The sequence below is a fragment of the Shigella dysenteriae genome, from assembly GCF_022354085.1.
Lineage (GTDB): Bacteria > Pseudomonadota > Gammaproteobacteria > Enterobacterales > Enterobacteriaceae > Escherichia > Escherichia coli.
In genome coordinates, this window is the sequence record NZ_CP055055.1 from 3596847 (window position 1) to 3617275 (window position 20429).

Below are 20429 nucleotides of genomic sequence, written 5' to 3' on the forward strand. Positions count from 1 at the left end.
ATCTATGAAACTCTCACGTATCAGCGCCATCAACTGGAACAAGATATCTGACGATAAAGATCTGGAGGTGTGGAATCGCCTGACCAGCAATTTCTGGCTACCAGAAAAGGTGCCGCTGTCGAACGATATTCCTGCCTGGCAGACATTAACTGTCGTAGAACAACAACTGACGATGCGCGTTTTTACTGGCCTGACGCTGCTCGACACGCTGCAAAATGTTATCGGCGCGCCTTCGCTGATGCCCGATGCACTCACGCCTCATGAAGAAGCGGTATTATCGAATATCAGCTTTATGGAAGCGGTTCATGCCCGCTCTTACAGTTCGATTTTCTCGACGCTATGCCAGACCAAAGATGTCGATGCCGCCTACGCCTGGAGTGAAGAAAACGCACCGTTGCAGCGAAAAGCTCAGATTATTCAGCAACATTATCGCGGTGATGATCCGCTGAAAAAGAAAATCGCCAGTGTGTTTCTTGAATCTTTTTTGTTCTATTCCGGTTTCTGGCTGCCGATGTATTTTTCCAGCCGCGGAAAGCTGACCAATACCGCGGACCTGATCCGTCTGATTATCCGCGATGAAGCAGTCCACGGTTACTACATAGGCTATAAATATCAGAAAAACATGGAAAAGATATCTCTGGGACAACGTGAAGAGTTGAAGAGTTTCGCCTTCGATTTGTTGCTGGAACTCTACGACAACGAGTTGCAATACACCGATGAGCTGTACGCCGAAACCCCGTGGGCTGACGATGTGAAAGCGTTTCTCTGTTACAACGCCAATAAGGCTTTGATGAATCTGGGCTACGAACCGTTATTTCCCGCAGAAATGGCGGAAGTGAATCCGGCAATCCTCGCCGCGCTTTCGCCAAATGCCGATGAAAATCACGATTTCTTTTCCGGTTCAGGCTCCTCTTATGTGATGGGGAAAGCGGTTGAAACAGAAGATGAAGACTGGAATTTCTGAGGGTGTTATTTTCAAAAATATCACTACCCGCAGCAGGGAAATAATTCCCGCCAAATAGCTTTTTATCACGCAAATATTCTGTAGTGATCTACACTGATACTCTGTTGCATTATTCGCCTGAAACTACAATATTCAGGCGTTTTTTCGCTATCTATGACAAAAAATATCAACTTTTCTCGATTTGCTCTCAGCCCTTATATCACGGGAAATTCCGGCGATTTGCTCGCATCAATATTCATGCCACATTTGCCCTCAGGGGTTGCCTCAGATTCTCAGTATGTTAGGGTAGAAAAAAGTGACTATTTCCATTGGGTAATATATCGACATAAACAAATAAAGGAATCTTTCTATTGCATGGCAATTAAATTAGAAATTAAAAATCTTTATAAAATATTTGGTGAGCATCCACAGCGAGCGTTCAAATATATCGAACAAGGACTTTCGAAAGAACAAATTCTGGAAAAAACTGGGCTATCGCTTGGCGTAAAAGACGCCAGTCTGGCCATTGAAGAAGGCGAGATATTTGTCATCATGGGATTATCCGGCTCGGGTAAATCCACAATGGTACGCCTTCTCAATCGCCTGATTGAACCCACCCGCGGGCAAGTACTGATTGATGGTGTGGATATTGCCAAAATATCCGACGCCGAACTCCGTGAGGTGCGCAGAAAAAAGATTGCGATGGTCTTCCAGTCCTTTGCCTTAATGCCGCATATGACCGTGCTGGACAATACTGCGTTTGGTATGGAATTGGCCGGAATTAATGCCGAAGAACGCCGGGAAAAAGCCATTGATGCACTGCGTCAGGTCGGGCTGGAAAATTATGCCCACAGCTACCCGGATGAACTCTCTGGCGGGATGCGTCAACGTGTGGGATTAGCCCGCGCGTTAGCGATTAATCCGGATATTTTATTAATGGATGAAGCCTTCTCGGCGCTCGATCCATTAATTCGCACCGAAATGCAGGATGAGCTGGTAAAATTACAGGCGAAACATCAGCGCACCATTGTCTTTATTTCCCACGATCTCGATGAAGCCATGCGTATTGGCGACCGAATTGCCATTATGCAAAATGGTGAAGTGGTACAGGTCGGCACACCGGATGAAATTCTCAATAATCCGGCGAATGATTATGTCCGTACCTTCTTCCGTGGCGTTGATATTAGTCAGGTATTCAGTGCGAAAGATATTGCCCGCCGGACACCGAATGGCTTAATTCGTAAAACCCCTGGCTTCGGCCCACGTTCGGCACTGAAATTATTGCAGGATGAAGATCGCGAATATGGCTACGTTATCGAACGCGGTAATAAGTTTGTCGGCGCAGTGTCTATCGATTCGCTTAAAACCGCGTTAACGCAGCAGCAAGGTCTTGATGCGGCGCTGATTGATGCGCCGTTAGCAGTCGATGCACAAACGCCTCTTAGCGAGTTGCTCTCTCATGTCGGACAGGCACCCTGTGCGGTGCCCGTGGTCGACGAGGACCAACAGTATGTCGGCATCATTTCGAAAGGAATGCTGCTGCGCGCTTTAGATCGTGAGGGGGTAAATAATGGCTGATCAAAATAATCCGTGGGATACCACGCCAGCGGCGGACAGTGCCGCGCAATCCGCAGACGCCTGGGGTACACCGGCGACTGCACCGACTGACGGCGGTGGTGCTGACTGGCTGACCAGTACGCCTGCGCCAAACGTCGAGCATTTTAATATTCTCGATCCGTTCCATAAAACGCTGATCCCGCTCGACAGTTGGGTCACTGAAGGGATCGACTGGGTCGTTACCCATTTCCGTCCCGTCTTCCAGGGCGTGCGCGTTCCGGTTGATTATATCCTCAACGGTTTCCAGCAATTGCTGCTGGGTATGCCCGCGCCGGTGGCGATTATCGTTTTCGCTCTCATCGCCTGGCAGATTTCCGGGGTCGGAATGGGTGTGGCGACGCTGGTTTCGATGATTGCCATCGGCGCAATCGGTGCCTGGTCGCAGGCAATGGTGACTCTGGCGCTGGTGTTAACCGCCCTGCTGTTCTGTATCGTCATCGGTTTGCCGTTGGGGATCTGGCTGGCGAGAAGTCCGCGAGCGGCGAAAATTATTCGTCCACTGCTTGATGCCATGCAGACCACGCCAGCGTTTGTTTATCTGGTGCCAATCGTCATGCTATTTGGTATCGGTAACGTGCCGGGCGTGGTGGTGACGATCATCTTTGCTCTGCCGCCGATTATCCGTCTGACCATTCTGGGGATTAACCAGGTTCCGGCGGATCTGATTGAAGCCTCGCGCTCATTCGGTGCCAGCCCGCGCCAGATGCTGTTCAAAGTTCAGTTACCGCTGGCGATGCCGACCATTATGGCGGGCGTTAACCAGACGCTGATGCTGGCCCTTTCTATGGTGGTCATTGCCTCGATGATTGCCGTCGGCGGGCTGGGTCAGATGGTACTTCGCGGTATCGGTCGTCTGGATATGGGGCTTGCCACCGTTGGAGGCGTCGGGATTGTGATCCTCGCCATTATCCTCGATCGCCTGACGCAGGCCGTTGGGCGCGACTCACGCAGTCGCGGCAACCGTCGCTGGTACACCACTGGCCCTGTCGGTCTGCTGACCCGCCCATTCATTAAGTAACTCTGCACTTGCCCGGTGACGCCGGGCATATCACCCTGCCAAAAAAAGGAATAACAATGCGACATAGCGTACTTTTTGCGACAGCGTTTGCCACGCTTATCTCTACACAAACTTTTGCTGCCGATCTGCCGGGCAAAGGCATTACTGTTAATCCAGTTCAAAGCACCATCACCGAAGAAACCTTCCAGACACTGCTGGTCAGTCGTGCGCTGGAGAAATTAGGTTATACCGTCAATAAACCCAGCGAAGTGGATTACAACGTTGGCTACACCTCGCTTGCTTCCGGCGATGCAACCTTCACCGCCGTGAACTGGACGCCACTGCATGACAACATGTACGAAGCTGCCGGTGGCGATAAGAAATTTTATCGTGAAGGGGTATTTGTTAACGGCGCGGCACAGGGTTACCTGATCGATAAGAAAACCGCCGACCAGTACAAAATCACCAACATCGCACAACTGAAAGATCCGAAGATCGCCAAACTGTTCGATACCAACGGCGACGGAAAAGCGGATTTAACCGGTTGTAACCCTGGCTGGGGCTGCGAAGGTGCGATCAACCACCAGCTTGCCGCGTATGAACTGACCAATACCGTGACGCATAATCAGGGGAACTACGCGGCGATGATGGCTGACACCATCAGTCGTTACAAAGAGGGCAAACCGGTGTTTTACTACACCTGGACGCCGTACTGGGTGAGTAATGAGCTGAAGCCAGGCAAAGATGTGGTCTGGTTGCAGGTGCCGTTCTCTGCACTGCCGGGCGATAAAAATGCCGATACCAAACTGCCGAATGGCGCGAATTACGGCTTCCCGGTCAGCACCATGCATATCGTTGCCAATAAAGCCTGGGCCGAGAAAAACCCGGCAGCAGCGAAACTGTTTGCCATTATGCAGTTGCCAGTGGCAGATATTAACGCCCAGAACGCCATTATGCATGACGGCAAAGCCTCAGAAGGCGATATTCAGGGCCACGTTGATGGCTGGATCAAAGCCCACCAGCAACAGTTCGATGGCTGGGTGAATGAGGCGTTGGCAGCGCAGAAGTAATTTTTATTCGGGCGGATAAGGCGTTTACGCCGCATCCGCCGCTCTATACACAATGCCTGATGCGACGCTGACGCGTCTTATCATGCCTACAAAATACACTCATTCCGTATGGCGGATAAGGCGTTTTCGCCGCATCCGCCGTTCTGTGCACAATGCCTGATGCGACGCTGGCGCGTCTTATCATGCCTACAAACCACATCGCACATTTCAACAAGCTATCTTTCATCCCATATTCATCAACATCCGCTATTATTGATTTCCAGCTTAATCATCACCTGATGAACAAAAATAATGACTAAACCTAATCATGAGCTTAGCCCGGCGCTGATCGTGCTGATGTCTATCGCCACCGGTCTGGCGGTCGCCAGTAACTATTACGCTCAGCCATTGCTCGACACCATCGCGCGTAACTTTTCCCTTTCCGCCAGTTCGGCAGGCTTTATTGTTACCGCCGCGCAATTGGGCTATGCAGCAGGTCTGCTGTTTCTTGTTCCCCTCGGTGATATGTTTGAACGCCGCCGCCTGATTGTCTCGATGACCTTACTGGCGGCAGGCGGCATGTTAATCACTGCCAGCAGTCAGTCGCTGGCGATGATGATCCTCGGTACGGCATTAACCGGTTTATTCTCTGTCGTGGCACAAATTCTGGTTCCGCTGGCAGCGACGCTGGCTTCACCGGACAAACGCGGCAAAGTGGTTGGCACTATTATGAGCGGTCTGCTGTTGGGGATCTTACTCGCACGGACCGTTGCCGGATTGCTGGCGAATCTCGGCGGCTGGCGCACCGTCTATTGGGTTGCCTCGGTGTTAATGGCACTGATGGCGCTGGCATTATGGCGTGGTCTGCCACAAATGAAATCAGAAACCCACCTCAACTACCCACAGTTGTTAGGTTCCGTTTTCAGCATGTTTATCAGCGATAAGATCCTGCGCACCCGCGCATTGCTGGGCTGCCTGACCTTTGCCAACTTCAGCATTCTCTGGACCTCAATGGCCTTTTTGCTTGCCGCTCCACCTTTTAACTACAGCGATGGTGTCATTGGTCTGTTTGGACTTGCGGGAGCTGCCGGAGCGTTGGGCGCTCGTCCGGCGGGCGGTTTTGCCGATAAGGGTAAATCGCACCACACCACAACTTTCGGTCTGCTGCTGCTATTACTTTCATGGCTGGCGATCTGGTTTGGTCACACTTCCGTACTGGCGCTGATTATCGGCATCCTGGTGCTGGATCTCACCGTACAGGGCGTGCATATCACTAACCAGACGGTAATTTATCGAATACACCCTGATGCGCGTAATCGCCTGACCGCAGGTTACATGACCAGCTACTTTATTGGCGGTGCCGCCGGTTCGCTAATTTCAGCCTCAGCCTGGCAACATGGCGGTTGGGCTGGCGTTTGTCTGGCTGGCGCGACGATTGCCCTGGTTAACTTACTGGTCTGGTGGCGAGGTTTTCATCGTCAGGAAGCCGCAAATTAAGCAATCAGCAACCGTTTTCGTGGCTTTACACTTATAAGGGTGTTAAGAAGCCCATCAGTCTGATAAGGTTAAGATATTCATTCAGTCTATTTATAATATTAACAATCGTTAAGCGTACACTCTATGGAAAGCCCTACTCCACAGCCTGCTCCTGGTTCGGCGACCTTCATGGAAGGATGCAAAGACAGTTTACCGATTGTTATTAGTTATATTCCGGTGGCCTTTGCGTTCGGTCTGAATGCGACCCGTCTGGGATTCTCTCCTCTCGAAAGCGTTTTTTTCTCCTGCATCATTTATGCAGGCGCGAGCCAGTTCGTCATTACCGCGATGCTGGCAGCCGGGAGTAGTTTGTGGGTTGCTGCACTGACCGTCATGGCAATGGATGTTCGCCATGTGTTGTATGGCCCGTCACTGCGTAGCCGTATTATTCAGCGTCTGCAAAAATCGAAAACCGCCCTGTGGGCGTTTGGCCTGACGGATGAGGTTTTTGCCGCCGCAACCGCAAAACTGGTACGCAATAATCGCCGCTGGAGCGAGAACTGGATGATCGGCATTGCCTTCAGTTCATGGTCATCGTGGGTATTTGGTACGGTAATAGGGGCATTCTCCGGCAGCGGCTTGCTGCAAGGTTATCCCGCCGTTGAAGCTGCATTAGGTTTTATGCTTCCGGCACTCTTTATGAGTTTCCTGCTCGCCTCTTTCCAGCGCAAACAATCTCTTTGCGTTACCGCAGCGTTAGTTGGTGCCCTTGCAGGCGTAACGCTATTTTCTATTCCCGTCGCCATTCTGGCAGGCATTGTCTGTGGCTGCCTCACTGCGTTAATCCAGGCATTCTGGCAAGGAGCGCCCGATGAGCTATGAGGTTCTGCTGCTTGGGTTACTGGTTGGCGCAGCGAATTATTGCTTCCGCTATTTGCCGCTGCGCCTGCGTGTGGGTAATGCCCGCCCAACCAAACGTGGCGCGGTAGGTATTTTGCTCGACACCATTGGCATCGCCTCGATATGCGCTCTGCTGGTTGTCTCTACCGCACCAGAAGTGATGCACGATACACGCCGTTTCGTGCCCACGCTGGTCGGCTTCGCGGTACTGGGTGCCAGTTTCTATAAAACACGCAGCATTATCATCCCAACACTGCTTAGTGCGCTGGCCTATGGGCTCGCCTGGAAAGTGATGGCGATTATATAACCCACAAGAATCATTTTTCTAAAACAATACATTTACTTTATTTGTCACTGTCGTTACTATATCGGCTGAAATTAATGAGGTCATACCCAAATGGATAGTTCGTTTACGCCCATTGAACAAATGCTAAAATTTCGCGCCAGCCGCCACGAAGATTTTCCTTATCAGGAGATCCTTCTGACTCGTCTTTGCATGCACATGCAAAGCAAGCTGCTGGAGAACCGCAATAAAATGCTGAAGGCTCAGGGGATTAACGAGACGTTGTTTATGGCGTTGATTACGCTGGAGTCTCAGGAAAACCACAGTATTCAGCCTTCTGAATTAAGTTGTGCTCTTGGATCATCCCGTACCAACGCGACGCGTATTGCCGATGAACTGGAAAAACGCGGTTGGATCGAACGTCGTGAAAGCGATAACGATCGCCGCTGCCTGCATCTGCAATTAACGGAAAAAGGTCACGAGTTTTTGCGCGAGGTTTTACCACCGCAGCATAACTGCCTGCATCAACTCTGGTCCGCGCTCAGCACAACAGAAAAAGATCAGCTCGAGCAAATCACCCGCAAATTGCTCTCCCGTCTCGACCAGATGGAACAAGACGGTGTGGTTCTCGAAGCGATGAGCTAACGCGTCATCTCGCTCAAAAATCCAGATTTATAAAAGAAAAAATGACTGGCCAGCATCGCAACATGCTGGCCTTTTTGGCAAGCAGGTCGGCTCAGCCGATGAGTTAAGAAGATCGTGGAGAACAATATGAGCGCAAATGCGGAGACTCAAACCCCGCAGCAACCGGTAAAGAAGAGCGGCAAACGTAAGCGTCTGCTCCTCCTTCTCACCTTGCTCTTTATAATTATTGCCGTAGCGATAGGGATTTATTGGTTTTTGGTACTGCGTCACTTCGAAGAAACCGATGACGCATACGTGGCAGGGAATCAAATTCAAATTATGTCTCAGGTGTCTGGCAGCGTGACGAAAGTCTGGGCCGATAACACCGATTTTGTAAAAGAAGGCGACGTGCTGGTCACTCTCGACCCGACAGATGCTCGCCAGGCGTTTGAAAAAGCCAAAACTGCACTGGCTTCCAGCGTTCGCCAAACCCACCAGCTGATGATTAACAGCAAGCAGTTGCAGGCGAATATTGAGGTGCAGAAAATCGCCCTCGCAAAAGCACAAAGCGACTACAACCGCCGTGTGCCGCTGGGCAATGCCAACCTGATTGGTCGCGAAGAGCTGCAACACGCCCGCGACGCCGTCACCAGTGCCCAGGCGCAACTGGACGTCGCTATTCAACAATACAATGCCAATCAGGCGATGATTCTGGGGACTAAACTGGAAGATCAGCCTGCCGTGCAACAGGCTGCCACCGAAGTACGTAACGCCTGGCTGGCGCTGGAGCGTACCCGTATTGTCAGTCCGATGACCGGTTATGTCTCCCGCCGCGCGGTACAGCCTGGGGCGCAAATTAGCCCAACGACGCCGCTGATGGCGGTCGTTCCAGCCACCAATATGTGGGTGGATGCCAACTTTAAAGAGACGCAGATTGCCAATATGCGTATCGGTCAGCCGGTCACTATCACCACGGATATTTACGGCGATGATGTGAAATACACCGGTAAAGTGGTTGGTCTGGATATGGGCACAGGTAGCGCATTCTCACTGCTTCCGGCGCAAAATGCGACCGGTAACTGGATCAAAGTCGTTCAGCGTCTACCTGTGCGTATCGAACTGGACCAGAAACAGCTGGAGCAATACCCGCTGCGCATTGGTTTGTCCACGCTGGTGAGCGTCAATACCACTAACCGTGACGGTCAGGTACTGGCAAATAAAGTACGTTCAACACCGGTCGCGGTAAGTACCGCGCGTGAAATCAGCCTGGCACCTGTCAATAAACTGATCGACGATATCGTAAAAGCTAACGCTGGCTAATCCAGAGGTGCGTGTGATGCAACAGCAAAAACCGCTGGAAGGCGCGCAACTGGTCATTATGACGATTGCGCTGTCACTGGCGACATTCATGCAGGTGCTGGACTCCACCATTGCTAACGTGGCGATCCCCACTATCGCCGGGAATCTGGGCTCATCGCTCAGCCAGGGAACGTGGGTAATCACTTCTTTCGGGGTGGCGAATGCCATCTCGATCCCGCTTACCGGCTGGCTGGCAAAGCGCGTCGGGGAAGTGAAACTGTTCCTTTGGTCCACCATCGCCTTTGCTATTGCGTCGTGGGCGTGTGGTGTCTCCAGCAGCCTGAATATGCTGATCTTCTTCCGCGTGATTCAGGGGATTGTCGCCGGGCCGTTGATCCCGCTTTCGCAAAGTCTATTGCTGAATAACTACCCGCCAGCCAAACGCTCGATCGCGCTGGCGTTGTGGTCGATGACGGTGATTGTCGCGCCAATTTGCGGCCCGATCCTCGGCGGTTATATCAGCGATAATTACCACTGGGGCTGGATATTCTTCATCAACGTGCCGATTGGCGTGGCGGTGGTGTTGATGACACTGCAAACTCTGCGCGGACGTGAAACCCGCACCGAACGGCGGCGGATTGATGCCGTGGGGCTGGCACTGCTGGTTATTGGTATCGGCAGCCTGCAGATTATGCTCGACCGCGGTAAAGAGCTGGACTGGTTTTCATCACAGGAAATTATCATTCTTACCGTGGTGGCGGTGGTGGCTATCTGCTTCCTGATTGTCTGGGAGCTGACCGACGATAACCCGATAGTCGATCTGTCGTTGTTTAAGTCGCGCAACTTCACCATCGGCTGCTTGTGTATCAGCCTCGCGTATATGCTCTACTTCGGCGCTATTGTTCTGCTGCCGCAGTTGTTGCAGGAGGTCTACGGTTACACGGCGACCTGGGCAGGTTTGGCCTCTGCGCCGGTAGGGATTATTCCGGTGATCCTGTCGCCGATTATCGGCCGCTTCGCGCATAAACTGGATATGCGGCGGCTGGTAACCTTCAGCTTTATTATGTATGCCGTCTGCTTCTACTGGCGTGCCTATACCTTTGAACCAGGTATGGATTTTGGCGCGTCGGCCTGGCCGCAGTTTATCCAGGGGTTTGCGGTGGCCTGCTTCTTTATGCCGCTGACCACCATTACGCTGTCTGGTTTGCCACCGGAACGACTGGCGGCGGCATCGAGCCTCTCTAACTTTACGCGAACGCTGGCGGGGTCTATCGGCACGTCGATAACCACGACCATGTGGACCAACCGCGAGTCGATGCACCATGCGCAGTTGACTGAGTCGGTAAACCCGTTCAACCCGAATGCCCAGGCGATGTACAGTCAACTGGAAGGGCTTGGGATGACGCAACAGCAGGCATCAGGCTGGATTGCCCAGCAGATCACCAATCAGGGGCTGATTATTTCCGCCAATGAGATCTTCTGGATGTCAGCCGGGATATTCCTCGTACTGCTGGGGCTGGTGTGGTTTGCTAAACCGCCATTTGGCGCAGGTGGCGGCGGAGGCGGTGCGCACTAAGTACAACTAAGCCAGTTCATTTGAACTGGCTTTTTTCAATTAATTGTGAAGATAGTTTACTGACTAGATGTGCAGTTCCTGCAACTTCTCTTTCGGCAGTGCCAGTTCTTCGTTGCTGTTGATGCGTACGTCACGTTCCAGAATGCTACGCGCAATATCCTGCGCTTCCTGCAACGAGTGCATCTGGTAAGTGCCACACTGGTAGACGTTCAGTTCCGGGATCTGATTCTGATCCTGCACTTTCAGCACGTCTTCCATTGCCGCTTTCCAGGCATCAGCAACACGCTGCTCATCTGGCGTACCAATCAGACTCATATAAAAACCGGTGCGGCAGCCCATTGGCGAGATATCGATAATCTCTACACCATTACCGTTAAGATGGTTACGCATAAAACCAGCAAATAGGTGCTCCAGGGTATGGATCCCTCTTTCTGGCATCACTTCTTTGTTCGGCACGCAGAAGCGCAGATCGAACACGGTGATTGCGTCGCCATGCGGGGTGTTCATTGTTTTCGCCACCCGAACTGCAGGCGCTTCCATCCGGGTATGATCGACTGTGAAGCTATCTAACAACGGCATTTAGCCACCTCCGGTAATTTTTTTAAAAATTTTCTGAACTCTTTCTTCCCAGGCGAGTCTGAGTATATGAAAGACGCGCATTTGTTATCATCATCCCTGAATTCAGAGATGAAATTTTGGCCACTCACGAGTGGCCTTTTTCTTTTCTGTCAGGCGTGTTTTTCCAGCCACACCGCAAACGGTTCGGTATCAGCGGTTTCCATTTCCTGCTGACGGCGTTCAGATGCCTCGCGCTCGGCTACAAAATCCTCTTCGCGCAGAATTTCCAGCGGCTCTTCACGCAGCAGATTACGGTAGGCTTCTGCAAACGCTTTGCCTGTTCCGCCAATACCAGTATCAATCATAGACCTTAAGATACGGGCAGAGAAAGTCAGATCGGGATTATCGAAGCAGGCAACCAGTTCATCACACACTTTCTGATACGCTTCGCCGCCGTTAATGCTATCCAGCGTTTGCGCGACGCGTTTCAGATCGCGGAACAGATCTTTACCCACCTGCAGTAACGGGAACTGCGCGGTTTCGCAGCCGATACCCAGCGTCAGGCCCGGTTTGCGACCTTCAAGGATCACCCGGTTCCAGTTAACGCGCGTACAGGCAAGTTCGCTACTGCTCATTTCCGGTGCATCAGCCAGCGCACACCAGACCATAAACAGGTCGAGGAATCGCACCTGCTGTTCATCTACACCAATCGGCGAGAACGGGTTGATGTCCAGCGAACGCACTTCAATATATTCAATGCCGCCACGTAACAGCGCATCAGAAGGTGACTCGCCGCTGCGGGTAACGCGTTTTGGACGAATCGGCGCATACAGTTCGTTTTCAATCTGCAGCACGTTGCTATTGATTTGCAGCCTCTTACCGTCTTTCTCAATACCAATCTTCGCGTACTCTTCCGATGGCGTTTTGATTGCCTGTTTAAGGCCCGCTACGTACTCGTAAAGATCGTTGAAGGTAATACCAAGATTGCTTTGCGATTTATTGGTATAGCCGAGATCGCTCAAACGAAGAGAGGTCGCATACGGCAGGTAATACATACCGCACTCGGTTTTCTCAAACGGCAGCGATGTTGGTTTTCCTTGCAGGAAAGAAGAACAAATCGCCGGAGATGCACCAAACAGATAAGGAATGACCCAACCGAAACGATAGTAATTGCGGATAACGCGGAAATAGCCCGCAGAAATTTTCTCTTTGGCATCAGCGCCCGAGATATCACCGCACTTCGCTTGCCAGAATGCCATTGGTAAAGAGAAATTGTAGTGCACGCCGGAAATGGTTTGCATCAGCGCGCCGTAGCGATTTTTCAGCCCTTCACGGTACAGCGTTTTAAAGCGTCCGGTGTTAGAAGTGCCGTACTGTGCCAGTTCGATGTCCTGACCTTCTGCGATGTAGCATGGCATACTTAACGGCCACATCCGCTCATCGCCCATATTGCGCGCCGTATAACGATGCAGATCGCGCATAAAGGTCAGCATATGTTCAATATCACCATCCACTGGTGTAATGAATTCCAGCAATGCTTCCGCAAAATCGGTAGTAATCCATTTATGCGTCAGTGCGGAACCTAATGCTTCAGGATGACCTGTTGTTGCCAGTGTGCCATCAGCATTAACACGCAAAGTTTCGCGCTCCAGCCCACGCTGTATCCCCTTTAACGCCTGAGGATGTTTTTCCAGCCAGGCCAGCGCCTGTGATACGTCCGGGATCAAATTGACCTCCCGCCTGTCAAAATCGTTTTAATTAGCATAACTGTAATGGTGACCATATGTGCAGGCCTACAATTAGTGCCACCACATCATGCCCTGAACGGTAGCTGCTGCAACTGCAACATAGCGTAACGCTTTACCAAGGCACAAAAAAAAGATTACCGGTCCCCACGAGATGCGCATCCATCCCGCTAACAGACACAGTAAATCGCCAACCACGGGCATCCAGCTTAATAATAGCGTGACTGCACCATAGCGTTTCAGCCAGCCGGTAGCTTTCTCTTGCCAGCGCGATGTTTTACGCAATGGAAAGAAACGCCCAAGGATAACGTTAGTTAACCCTCCAAGGCTATTACCCATTGTTGCTGTTAAAACTAAAACCCAGGGATGACTGATCCCGGAAAGCAACATTGCCACCAGCACGACTTCGGAGTTGCCGGGTAATAGTGTAGCGCTGAGAAAACTACTGGCAAACAACGAGAAAAGCGATAACGCTTCACTCACAGCAAGCGAACATCCACAGCGTCCATGCCTGCTGCACGGGCCGCCTGAATACCGAAATCGGCATCTTCAAAGACCACACACTGCGTCGGTTGCACGCCCATACGCTGCGCGCACAACAAAAATGTGTCTGGCGCGGGTTTATGGTGTTTGACGTGATCGGCAGCGACGACGGCGTCAAAATAACGGCGTAATCCCAGGTGCGCCAGCAATGCCTCAGCGATGGCGCTTTCACTCCCCGTTCCTACAGCCATTGGGCGACGACCATGCCAACTTTTCACCACTTCAACAAGAGGAAGCGGCTCGACACTATCCAGCAGCATACTTCTTACTGCTTCTGTTTTTTCACGCGCTAACGCATGCGGGTCGAGATCGGCCTGATTCAGCTCAATAATTGCCTGAGCAATACGCCAGGTGGGCGATCCATTAAGCGCAATCATCGCCTGAACATCGTACTGAAGACCGTAGTGCCCTAATACTTCGCGCCACGCTTTACGGTGCGTAGGCTCCGTATCCAGGATTGTGCCATCCATATCAAAAATTAAACCTGCATAACGCTCGTACATGGTCTTCTCGCAAGTCGAAAAATATGACGCTACTTTAGCGTAATTGCTTGATTTTGTCGCTGATGGCGAAGGAGAAGAAAATTCAGGAAATGGATAAAGTAGTTATTTAGAAATGAGATATTTTTGAAGGAAATTTTTTGGAGAAGATGGTGCATCCGGGAGGATGACTCACTGGCGTTCGCCCTTCGGGCCGTTGCTAAAGCAACGTTATCCTTCCTGGTGCCTGCGGTTAATTCCGCTACCTCTTCGATATATTCATTGCTGAAGATTTCGGAGAATATGGTGCATCCGGGAGGATTCGAACCTCCGACCGCTCGGTTCGTAGCCGAGTACTCTATCCAGCTGAGCTACGGATGCATCGGGAAAATTTATTTTACTGCTGATATTGATATCGCTACTAAAGCCATATCAAGTAAGAGATGGTGCATCCGGGAGGATTCGAACCTCCGACCGCTCGGTTCGTAGCCGAGTACTCTATCCAGCTGAGCTACGGATGCATCGGGAAATTTATTTTACTGCTGATATTGATACCGCTACTAAAGCCATATCAAGTAAGAGATGGTGCATCCGGGAGGATTCGAACCTCCGACCGCTCGGTTCGTAGCCGAGTACTCTATCCAGCTGAGCTACGGATGCATCGGGAAACTTACTTTACTGCAGATTTTTTGATACCGCTACTAAAGCTGTATCAAGTAAGAGATGGTGCATCCGGGAGGATTACTCGCCTTGCGGCTCGCCCTTCGGGCCGTTGCTAAAGCAACGTTATCCTCCCTGGTGCCTGCGGTTAGTACCGCCACCTCTTCCATACCTTCATCGCTGAAGGTTACGGAGAATATGGTGCATCCGGGAGGATTCGAACCTCCGACCGCTCGGTTCGTAGCCGAGTACTCTATCCAGCTGAGCTACGGATGCAAATGGCGGTGAGGCGGGGATTCGAACCCCGGATGCAGCTTTTGACCGCATACTCCCTTAGCAGGGGAGCGCCTTCAGCCTCTCGGCCACCTCACCACACGCCTCTTACGAGTGCTTCGAAGAACTTGTTTATCGCTCATCGTCGCTGCGTGGCGCACATATTACTTTCTGAGACTTATAAGTCAAACAATTTTTCCCACACTTTTATCGTTTGCACACTTCACGCTCAATTAGTCTGTAAAAACGTCAAAAAGAGTGTTTTATCAACAGAAAAACGGAGGTCTGGCAGATAGCAGTAATGCAAAAAAATGGAGACTTAAGTTGAATGAACGGGAGTAAAGCGAAAAGACAATGGAATGAAGGAGAAATTTTGAGGGTGCGTCTCACCGATAAAGATGAGACGCGGAAAGATTAGTAACTGGACTGCTGGGATTTTTCAGCCTGGATACGCTGGTAGATCTCTTCACGGTGAACAGAAACTTCCTTCGGGGCATTTACGCCAATACGTACCTGGTTGCCCTTTACCCCTAAAACTGTCACGGTGACCTCATCCCCAATCATGAGGGTCTCACCAACTCGACGAGTCAGAATCAGCATTCTTTGCTCCTTGAAAGATTAAAAGAGTCGGGTCTCTCTGTATCCCGGCATTATCCATCATATAACGCCAAAAAGTAAGCAATGACAAACACATTACATCTAAGCAGTCATGGCATTACATTCTGTTAAACCTAAGTTTAGCCGATATACACAACTTCAACCTGACTTTATCGTTGTCGATAGCGTTAATGCGAATGCCGTGAAGCGAGTCCACGGCATTGCCTGACGCTTATATTATTGCAATTTCGCGCTGACCCAGCCTTTCACACTGGCTAACGCTGCAGGTAAGGCCGCAGCATCCGTACCACCGGCTTGCGCCATGTCAGGACGTCCACCACCCTTGCCGCCCACCTGCTGAGCGACCATACCAATCAGTTCCCCTGCTTTCACACGATCTGTGACGTCCTTAGATACGCCTGCAATCAGAGAAACCTTACCTTCGGCTACCGTTGCCAGCACGATAATTGTCGACCCCAGCTGATTTTTTAAATCGTCAACCATGGTACGCAACATTTTCGGCTCAACACCGCTAAGCTCGCTAACCAACAGCTTAACACCATTAACATCAATTGCCTTACTGGAAAGATTTGCGCTCTCCTGTGCGGCAGCTTGTTCTTTAAGCTGTTGTAGTTCTTTTTCTAACTGACGCGTACGTTCCAGTACTGAGCGCACTTTATCAGCCAGATTATTGCTATCGCCTTTCAGCAGATGTGCGACTTCGCTTAAGCGATCGCTGTCTGCATGAACGGTGGCGATAGCACCTTCTCCGGTTACCGCTTCGATACGACGAACGCCTGCAGCAGTACCCGATTCAGAGATGATGCGGAACAGACCAATATCACCAGTGCGGCTGGCGTGAGTACCGCCACACAGCTCGGTGGAGAAATCGCCCATGCTCAGCACGCGTACGCGCTCATCATACTTCTCGCCGAACAGCGCCATCGCACCTTTCGCTTTCGCCGCTTCGAGATCCATGATGTTGGTTTCGATCGGCAAATTGCGACGAATCTGTGCGTTCACCAGGTCTTCGACCGCACGAATCTCTTCTGGTTTCATCGCTTCGTTGTGTGAGAAGTCGAAGCGCAGCACCTTGTCGTTAACCAGTGAACCTTTCTGCGATACATGAGTACCCAGAACCTGGCGCAGCGCAGCGTGCATCAGGTGCGTTGCGGAGTGATTCAGACGAATACGGGCGCGACGAGCCTCATCAACATCAGCCTGCACAGCGTCGCCCACTTTCAGAGAACCCGCAGCAAGTTTACCGATGTGACCAATCGCCTGGCCGTATTTCTGCGTATCTTCCACCACGAAGGAGAAGTTAGCGCCTTTCAGTTCGCCTTTATCACCAACCTGACCGCCGGATTCCGCATAGAATGGCGTTTGATCCAGCACGACCACAGCTTCCTGGCCTGCATTGATGGCATCAACCGCTTTACCATCAACAAACAGCGCGGTCACTTTGCCGTTCAGTTCCAGATGGTCATAGCCTTTAAATTCAGATGCACTGTCAACACGGATCATTGCGTTGTAATCGGCACCAAAGCCGCTGGCTTCGCGCGCGCGACGACGCTGCTCTTCCATTGCAGCTTCAAAACCGGCTTCGTCAACTTTGATGTTGCGCTCACGACAAACATCAGCCGTCAGGTCAACCGGGAAGCCATAGGTGTCGTACAGACGGAAAGCAGTTTCACCATCCAGCGTATCACCAGAAAGTTTTGCCAGCTCTTCATCCAGCAACGCCAGACCGCGCTCCAGAGTACGAGCAAACTGCTCTTCTTCAGTCTTCAGCACCTGCTCAACCTGCGCCTGCTGGCGTTTCAGGTCTTCACCCGCAGAGCCCATAACGTCGATCAGCGGACCAACCAGTTTGTAGAAGAAGGTTTCTTTCGCGCCGAGCATATTACCGTGACGCACTGCGCGACGAATGATACGACGCAGTACATAACCACGGTTTTCATTGGACGGCATTACGCCATCCGCGATCAGGAACGCACAAGAACGAATGTGGTCAGCGATTACGCGCAGCGATTTATTGCTCAGATCGGTTGCGCCAGTGACTTTCGCTACCGCCTGGATCAACGTGCGGAACAGGTCGATGTCATAGTTAGAGTTAACGTGTTGCAGCACCGCAGCAATACGCTCCAGACCCATACCGGTATCTACAGACGGCTTCGGCAGCGGTTCCATCGTGCCATCGGCCTGGCGGTTGAACTGCATGAAGACGATGTTCCAGATCTCAATGTAGCGGTCGCCGTCTTCTTCCGGACTTCCCGGAGGGCCACCCCAAATGTGGTCGCCGTGATCGTAGAAGATTTCGGTGCACGGGCCGCACGGACCAGTGTCACCCATCTGCCAGAAGTTGTCAGATGCGTATGGCGCACCTTTGTTATCGCCGATGCGAATAATACGTTCGCGCGGGATCCCTACTTCTTTTTCCCAGATTTCGTAGGCTTCGTCGTCGCTTTCATAGACGGTAACCCACAGACGCTCTTTCGGCAGGGCAAACCATTTTTCGCTGGTCAGCAGTTCCCATGCAAACTGAATGGCATCGTGTTTGAAATAGTCGCCGAAGCTGAAGTTGCCCAGCATTTCGAAGAAGGTATGGTGACGCGCGGTGTAACCGACGTTTTCCAGGTCGTTGTGTTTACCACCCGCACGCACGCAGCGTTGGGAAGTGGTAGCGCGGGAATAATTACGCTTGTCGAGCCCAAGGAACACATCCTTGAACTGGTTCATCCCGGCGTTGGTAAACAACAAAGTTGGGTCGTTATGGGGTACCAGGGAGCTGCTGGCAACTACCTGATGTCCCTTACTATGGAAAAAGTCGAGAAACGCCTGACGGATCTCAGCGGTGCTCTTGCTCATAATTATCCTGAAATCAAGCTAACGAAATATCGCCACCAGCTCCAGCGTGTCTTAACCGCCGGGCTGGTAACTGAAAAGTGGGAATAAGATAAGTTTTCTTGACTGGGAAGTAAAATACCGTATGCGTTCAGTCGGCAAAATTTCGCCAAATATCCTGGATATCTTCCATCAGATAGCCACGATAGAGCAGAAAACGCTGGATCTTAACTTTTTCTGAAAAGACAGTTGGCAAAGGTTCACCATATTTTCGCGTCGCCTGATCGCGCGCCAGTGCGCACCAGTCGATGTCACATTCACGCATCGCTTTTTCTGTCGCTTCGCGGGAAATACCTTTCTGATTCAGTTCCTGGCGAATACGCGCAGGTCCATAACCTTTGCGGCTACGGCTGGCGATAAAGCGCGCAACAAATCGGCTGTCATCGAGATAGCCATGTTCATGGCACCAGGCAATAACGCGCTCGTAATCTTCTGCCGTAGCATCAATCTCTTCTGGGCCATTTTTGCCCATAATCGGTGCCGCGAGTTTACGTCGCAGTTCTTGCTCACTGTGATCGCGCACCGCCAGAATGCGTACCGCACGATCCAACAGGCGAGCATATGCCGGGCGACGGGACGTTGATTCTGTCATGGCATATCCTTACAACTTAAAAAAGCAAAAGGGCCGCAGATGCGACCCAGGTTTTGCTGATAAACAGATTTAATAGTCAATGAGTGTGCAGAATGTTCCCGCAGGCCCAATTCGTTAGAGGATCGAGGTGAGAGTAATTTTTCACGCCAGTGCTGGCCTGTTCCCCTCACCCTAACCCTCTCCCCAAAGGGGCGAGGGGACCGTCCGTGCACACATTATCTATTATCATCAATAACGAACGATTAAAAATCTTCGTTAGTTTCTGCTACGCCTTCGCTATCATCTACAGAGAAATCCGGCGTTGAGTTCGGGTTGCTCAGCAGCAACTCACGTACTTTCTTCTCGATCTCTTTCGCGGTTTCCGGGTTATCTTTCAGCCAGGCAGTTGCATTCGCTTTACCCTGACCGATCTTCTCACCTTTGTAGCTGTACCACGCGCCTGCTTTCTCGATCAGCTTCTCTTTTACGCCCAGGTCAACCAGTTCGCCGTAGAAGTTGATACCTTCGCCGTAGAGGATCTGGAATTCAGCCTGTTTAAACGGCGCAGCGATTTTGTTCTTCACCACTTTCACGCGGGTTTCGCTACCCACCACGTTTTCGCCCTCTTTCACCGCGCCGATACGACGGATGTCGAGACGAACAGAGGCGTAGAATTTCAGCGCGTTACCACCGGTAGTGGTTTCCGGGTTACCGAACATCACACCAATTTTCATACGGATCTGGTTGATGAAGATCAGCAGCGTATTGGACTGCTTCAGGTTACCCGCCAGCTTACGCATCGCCTGGCTCATCATACGTGCCGCAAGGCCCATGTGAGAGTCGCCGATTTCGCCTTCGATTTCCGCTTTCGGCGTCAGTGCCGCCACGGAGTCAACGACGATAACGTCTACTGCGCCAGAACGCGCCAGGGCGTCACAGATTTCCAGTGCCTGCTCGCCGGTGTCCGGCTGGGAGCACAGCAGGTTGTCGATATCGACGCCCAGTTTACGTGCGTAGATTGGGTCCAGCGCGTGTTCAGCATCGATAAACGCACAGGTTTTACCTTCACGCTGCGCTGCGGCGATCACCTGCAGCGTCAGCGTGGTTTTACCGGAAGATTCCGGTCCGTAGATTTCGACGATACGGCCCATCGGCAGACCACCTGCCCCAAGCGCGATATCCAGTGAAAGCGAACCGGTAGAGATGGTTTCCACATCCATGGAACGGTCTTCACCCAGGCGCATGATGGAGCCTTTACCAAATTGTTTCTCAATCTGGCCCAGTGCTGCCGCCAACGCTTTCTGTTTGTTTTCGTCGATAGCCATTTTTACTCCT

The 20429-nt window shown here is 51.5% G+C and carries 18 protein-coding genes and 5 tRNA genes; 10 read left to right on the forward strand and 13 right to left on the reverse strand.

Features of this window, described 5'->3' with window-relative positions; all coding sequences use genetic code 11:
- The first annotated feature begins 4 nt into the window (after nt 1–4).
- The 10 genes from nrdF to emrB all read left to right on the forward strand — a co-directional run bounded on the left by nrdF (nt 5) and on the right by emrB (nt 10764).
- Complete coding sequence (nrdF, locus tag HUZ68_RS17195; protein WP_000777969.1) at nt 5–964, forward strand: class 1b ribonucleoside-diphosphate reductase subunit beta; 960 nt, start codon at nt 5–7, stop codon at nt 962–964.
- A 354-nt stretch (nt 965–1318) separates the two neighbouring features.
- A complete protein-coding gene (gene proV / locus HUZ68_RS17200; protein WP_000985483.1) occupies nt 1319–2521 on the forward strand; it encodes a glycine betaine/L-proline ABC transporter ATP-binding protein ProV in 1203 nt (400 codons plus the stop codon).
- Nucleotides 2514–3578 carry a glycine betaine/L-proline ABC transporter permease ProW gene (gene proW, locus HUZ68_RS17205; RefSeq protein ID WP_089629534.1) on the forward strand — a complete coding sequence of 355 codons (1065 nt, stop codon included), beginning with the start codon at nt 2514–2516 and terminating at the stop codon, nt 3576–3578. Before proV ends, proW begins: the two co-directional genes overlap by 8 nt.
- A gap of 56 nt (nt 3579–3634) precedes the next feature.
- Nucleotides 3635–4627, forward strand: a complete 993-nt coding sequence (proX, locus tag HUZ68_RS17210) for a glycine betaine/L-proline ABC transporter substrate-binding protein ProX (protein WP_001216525.1) — start codon at nt 3635–3637, stop codon at nt 4625–4627.
- Nucleotides 4628–4918: 291 nt separating this feature from the next.
- Nucleotides 4919–6103, forward strand: coding sequence for an MFS transporter (locus tag HUZ68_RS17215; RefSeq protein ID WP_077039653.1), 1185 nt, complete (start codon nt 4919–4921; stop codon nt 6101–6103).
- Nucleotides 6104–6226: 123 nt separating this feature from the next.
- The gene (gene ygaZ, locus HUZ68_RS17220) at nt 6227–6964 is read left to right on the forward strand and encodes an L-valine exporter subunit YgaZ (RefSeq protein WP_000445658.1); all 738 of its coding nucleotides are present in this window, start codon (nt 6227–6229) and stop codon (nt 6962–6964) included.
- Nucleotides 6954–7289: an L-valine transporter subunit YgaH gene (gene ygaH / locus HUZ68_RS17225; RefSeq protein WP_000119749.1), complete on the forward strand. Its 336-nt coding sequence runs from the start codon at nt 6954–6956 to the stop codon at nt 7287–7289. The genes ygaZ and ygaH overlap by 11 nt, the downstream gene beginning before the upstream one ends.
- Nucleotides 7290–7379: 90 nt before the next feature.
- Nucleotides 7380–7910, forward strand: coding sequence for a multidrug efflux transporter EmrAB transcriptional repressor EmrR (gene emrR, locus HUZ68_RS17230; protein WP_000378442.1), 531 nt, complete (start codon nt 7380–7382; stop codon nt 7908–7910).
- Between the two features lie 126 nt (nt 7911–8036).
- The gene (gene emrA, locus HUZ68_RS17235) at nt 8037–9209 is read left to right on the forward strand and encodes a multidrug efflux MFS transporter periplasmic adaptor subunit EmrA (RefSeq protein ID WP_001295175.1); all 1173 of its coding nucleotides are present in this window, start codon (nt 8037–8039) and stop codon (nt 9207–9209) included.
- Between the two features lie 16 nt (nt 9210–9225).
- Nucleotides 9226–10764 carry a multidrug efflux MFS transporter permease subunit EmrB gene (emrB, locus tag HUZ68_RS17240; protein WP_001295176.1) on the forward strand — a complete coding sequence of 513 codons (1539 nt, stop codon included), beginning with the start codon at nt 9226–9228 and terminating at the stop codon, nt 10762–10764.
- 63 nt (nt 10765–10827) lie between these two features.
- Here the strand turns inward: emrB and luxS are convergent, their stop codons facing one another.
- The 13 genes from luxS to recA form a co-directional block, all read right to left on the reverse strand.
- On the reverse strand, nt 10828–11343 hold the full coding sequence (luxS, locus tag HUZ68_RS17245; protein WP_001130211.1) for an S-ribosylhomocysteine lyase: 516 nt from the start codon (nt 11341–11343) through the stop codon (nt 10828–10830).
- 149 nt (nt 11344–11492) lie between these two features.
- The gene (gene gshA, locus HUZ68_RS17250; protein WP_000611802.1) at nt 11493–13049 is read right to left on the reverse strand and encodes a glutamate--cysteine ligase; all 1557 of its coding nucleotides are present in this window, start codon (nt 13047–13049) and stop codon (nt 11493–11495) included.
- A 72-nt stretch (nt 13050–13121) separates the two neighbouring features.
- Nucleotides 13122–13550, reverse strand: coding sequence for a YqaA family protein (locus tag HUZ68_RS17255; RefSeq protein WP_001287454.1), 429 nt, complete (start codon nt 13548–13550; stop codon nt 13122–13124).
- Nucleotides 13547–14113, reverse strand: coding sequence for a fructose-1-phosphate/6-phosphogluconate phosphatase (gene yqaB / locus HUZ68_RS17260; RefSeq protein WP_000273309.1), 567 nt, complete (start codon nt 14111–14113; stop codon nt 13547–13549). The genes HUZ68_RS17255 and yqaB overlap by 4 nt, the downstream gene beginning before the upstream one ends.
- Before the next feature lie 280 nt (nt 14114–14393).
- Nucleotides 14394–14470, reverse strand: a tRNA-Arg gene (locus HUZ68_RS17265).
- A 63-nt stretch (nt 14471–14533) separates the two neighbouring features.
- Nucleotides 14534–14610: transfer RNA gene (locus tag HUZ68_RS17270), tRNA-Arg, on the reverse strand.
- Between the two features lie 62 nt (nt 14611–14672).
- Nucleotides 14673–14749, reverse strand: a tRNA-Arg gene (locus tag HUZ68_RS17275).
- Between the two features lie 199 nt (nt 14750–14948).
- A tRNA-Arg gene (locus HUZ68_RS17280) sits at nt 14949–15025 on the reverse strand.
- 3 nt (nt 15026–15028) lie between these two features.
- A tRNA-Ser gene (locus tag HUZ68_RS17285) sits at nt 15029–15121 on the reverse strand.
- A gap of 315 nt (nt 15122–15436) precedes the next feature.
- The gene (gene csrA, locus HUZ68_RS17290) at nt 15437–15622 is read right to left on the reverse strand and encodes a carbon storage regulator CsrA (protein ID WP_000906486.1); all 186 of its coding nucleotides are present in this window, start codon (nt 15620–15622) and stop codon (nt 15437–15439) included.
- A gap of 234 nt (nt 15623–15856) precedes the next feature.
- Nucleotides 15857–18487 (reverse strand): alanine--tRNA ligase, encoded by a 2631-nt coding sequence (alaS, locus tag HUZ68_RS17295; RefSeq protein WP_000047196.1) that lies wholly within the window; start codon nt 18485–18487, stop codon nt 15857–15859.
- A gap of 127 nt (nt 18488–18614) precedes the next feature.
- Nucleotides 18615–19115: a recombination regulator RecX gene (recX, locus tag HUZ68_RS17300; RefSeq protein ID WP_000140506.1), complete on the reverse strand. Its 501-nt coding sequence runs from the start codon at nt 19113–19115 to the stop codon at nt 18615–18617.
- Between the two features lie 242 nt (nt 19116–19357).
- The gene (gene recA, locus HUZ68_RS17305; RefSeq protein WP_000963143.1) at nt 19358–20419 is read right to left on the reverse strand and encodes a recombinase RecA; all 1062 of its coding nucleotides are present in this window, start codon (nt 20417–20419) and stop codon (nt 19358–19360) included.
- Nucleotides 20420–20429 lie beyond the last annotated feature (10 nt).

What these genes read in the sequence shown, in the direction of transcription:
- nrdF (WP_000777969.1), top strand. Translation starts at nt 5, where the DNA reads ATGAAACTCTCACGTATCAGCGCCATCAACTGGAACAAGATATCTGAC.
- proV (WP_000985483.1), top strand. Translation starts at nt 1,319, where the DNA reads ATGGCAATTAAATTAGAAATTAAAAATCTTTATAAAATATTTGGTGAG.
- proW (WP_089629534.1), top strand. Translation starts at nt 2,514, where the DNA reads ATGGCTGATCAAAATAATCCGTGGGATACCACGCCAGCGGCGGACAGT.
- proX (WP_001216525.1), top strand. Translation starts at nt 3,635, where the DNA reads ATGCGACATAGCGTACTTTTTGCGACAGCGTTTGCCACGCTTATCTCT.
- HUZ68_RS17215 (WP_077039653.1), top strand. Translation starts at nt 4,919, where the DNA reads ATGACTAAACCTAATCATGAGCTTAGCCCGGCGCTGATCGTGCTGATG.
- ygaZ (WP_000445658.1), top strand. Translation starts at nt 6,227, where the DNA reads ATGGAAAGCCCTACTCCACAGCCTGCTCCTGGTTCGGCGACCTTCATG.
- ygaH (WP_000119749.1), top strand. Translation starts at nt 6,954, where the DNA reads ATGAGCTATGAGGTTCTGCTGCTTGGGTTACTGGTTGGCGCAGCGAAT.
- emrR (WP_000378442.1), top strand. Translation starts at nt 7,380, where the DNA reads ATGGATAGTTCGTTTACGCCCATTGAACAAATGCTAAAATTTCGCGCC.
- emrA (WP_001295175.1), top strand. Translation starts at nt 8,037, where the DNA reads ATGAGCGCAAATGCGGAGACTCAAACCCCGCAGCAACCGGTAAAGAAG.
- emrB (WP_001295176.1), top strand. Translation starts at nt 9,226, where the DNA reads ATGCAACAGCAAAAACCGCTGGAAGGCGCGCAACTGGTCATTATGACG.
- luxS (WP_001130211.1), bottom strand. Translation starts at nt 11,343, where the DNA reads ATGCCGTTGTTAGATAGCTTCACAGTCGATCATACCCGGATGGAAGCG.
- yqaB (WP_000273309.1), bottom strand. Translation starts at nt 14,113, where the DNA reads ATGTACGAGCGTTATGCAGGTTTAATTTTTGATATGGATGGCACAATC.
- csrA (WP_000906486.1), bottom strand. Translation starts at nt 15,622, where the DNA reads ATGCTGATTCTGACTCGTCGAGTTGGTGAGACCCTCATGATTGGGGAT.
- alaS (WP_000047196.1), bottom strand. Translation starts at nt 18,487, where the DNA reads ATGAGCAAGAGCACCGCTGAGATCCGTCAGGCGTTTCTCGACTTTTTC.
- recX (WP_000140506.1), bottom strand. Translation starts at nt 19,115, where the DNA reads ATGACAGAATCAACGTCCCGTCGCCCGGCATATGCTCGCCTGTTGGAT.
- recA (WP_000963143.1), bottom strand. Translation starts at nt 20,419, where the DNA reads ATGGCTATCGACGAAAACAAACAGAAAGCGTTGGCGGCAGCACTGGGC.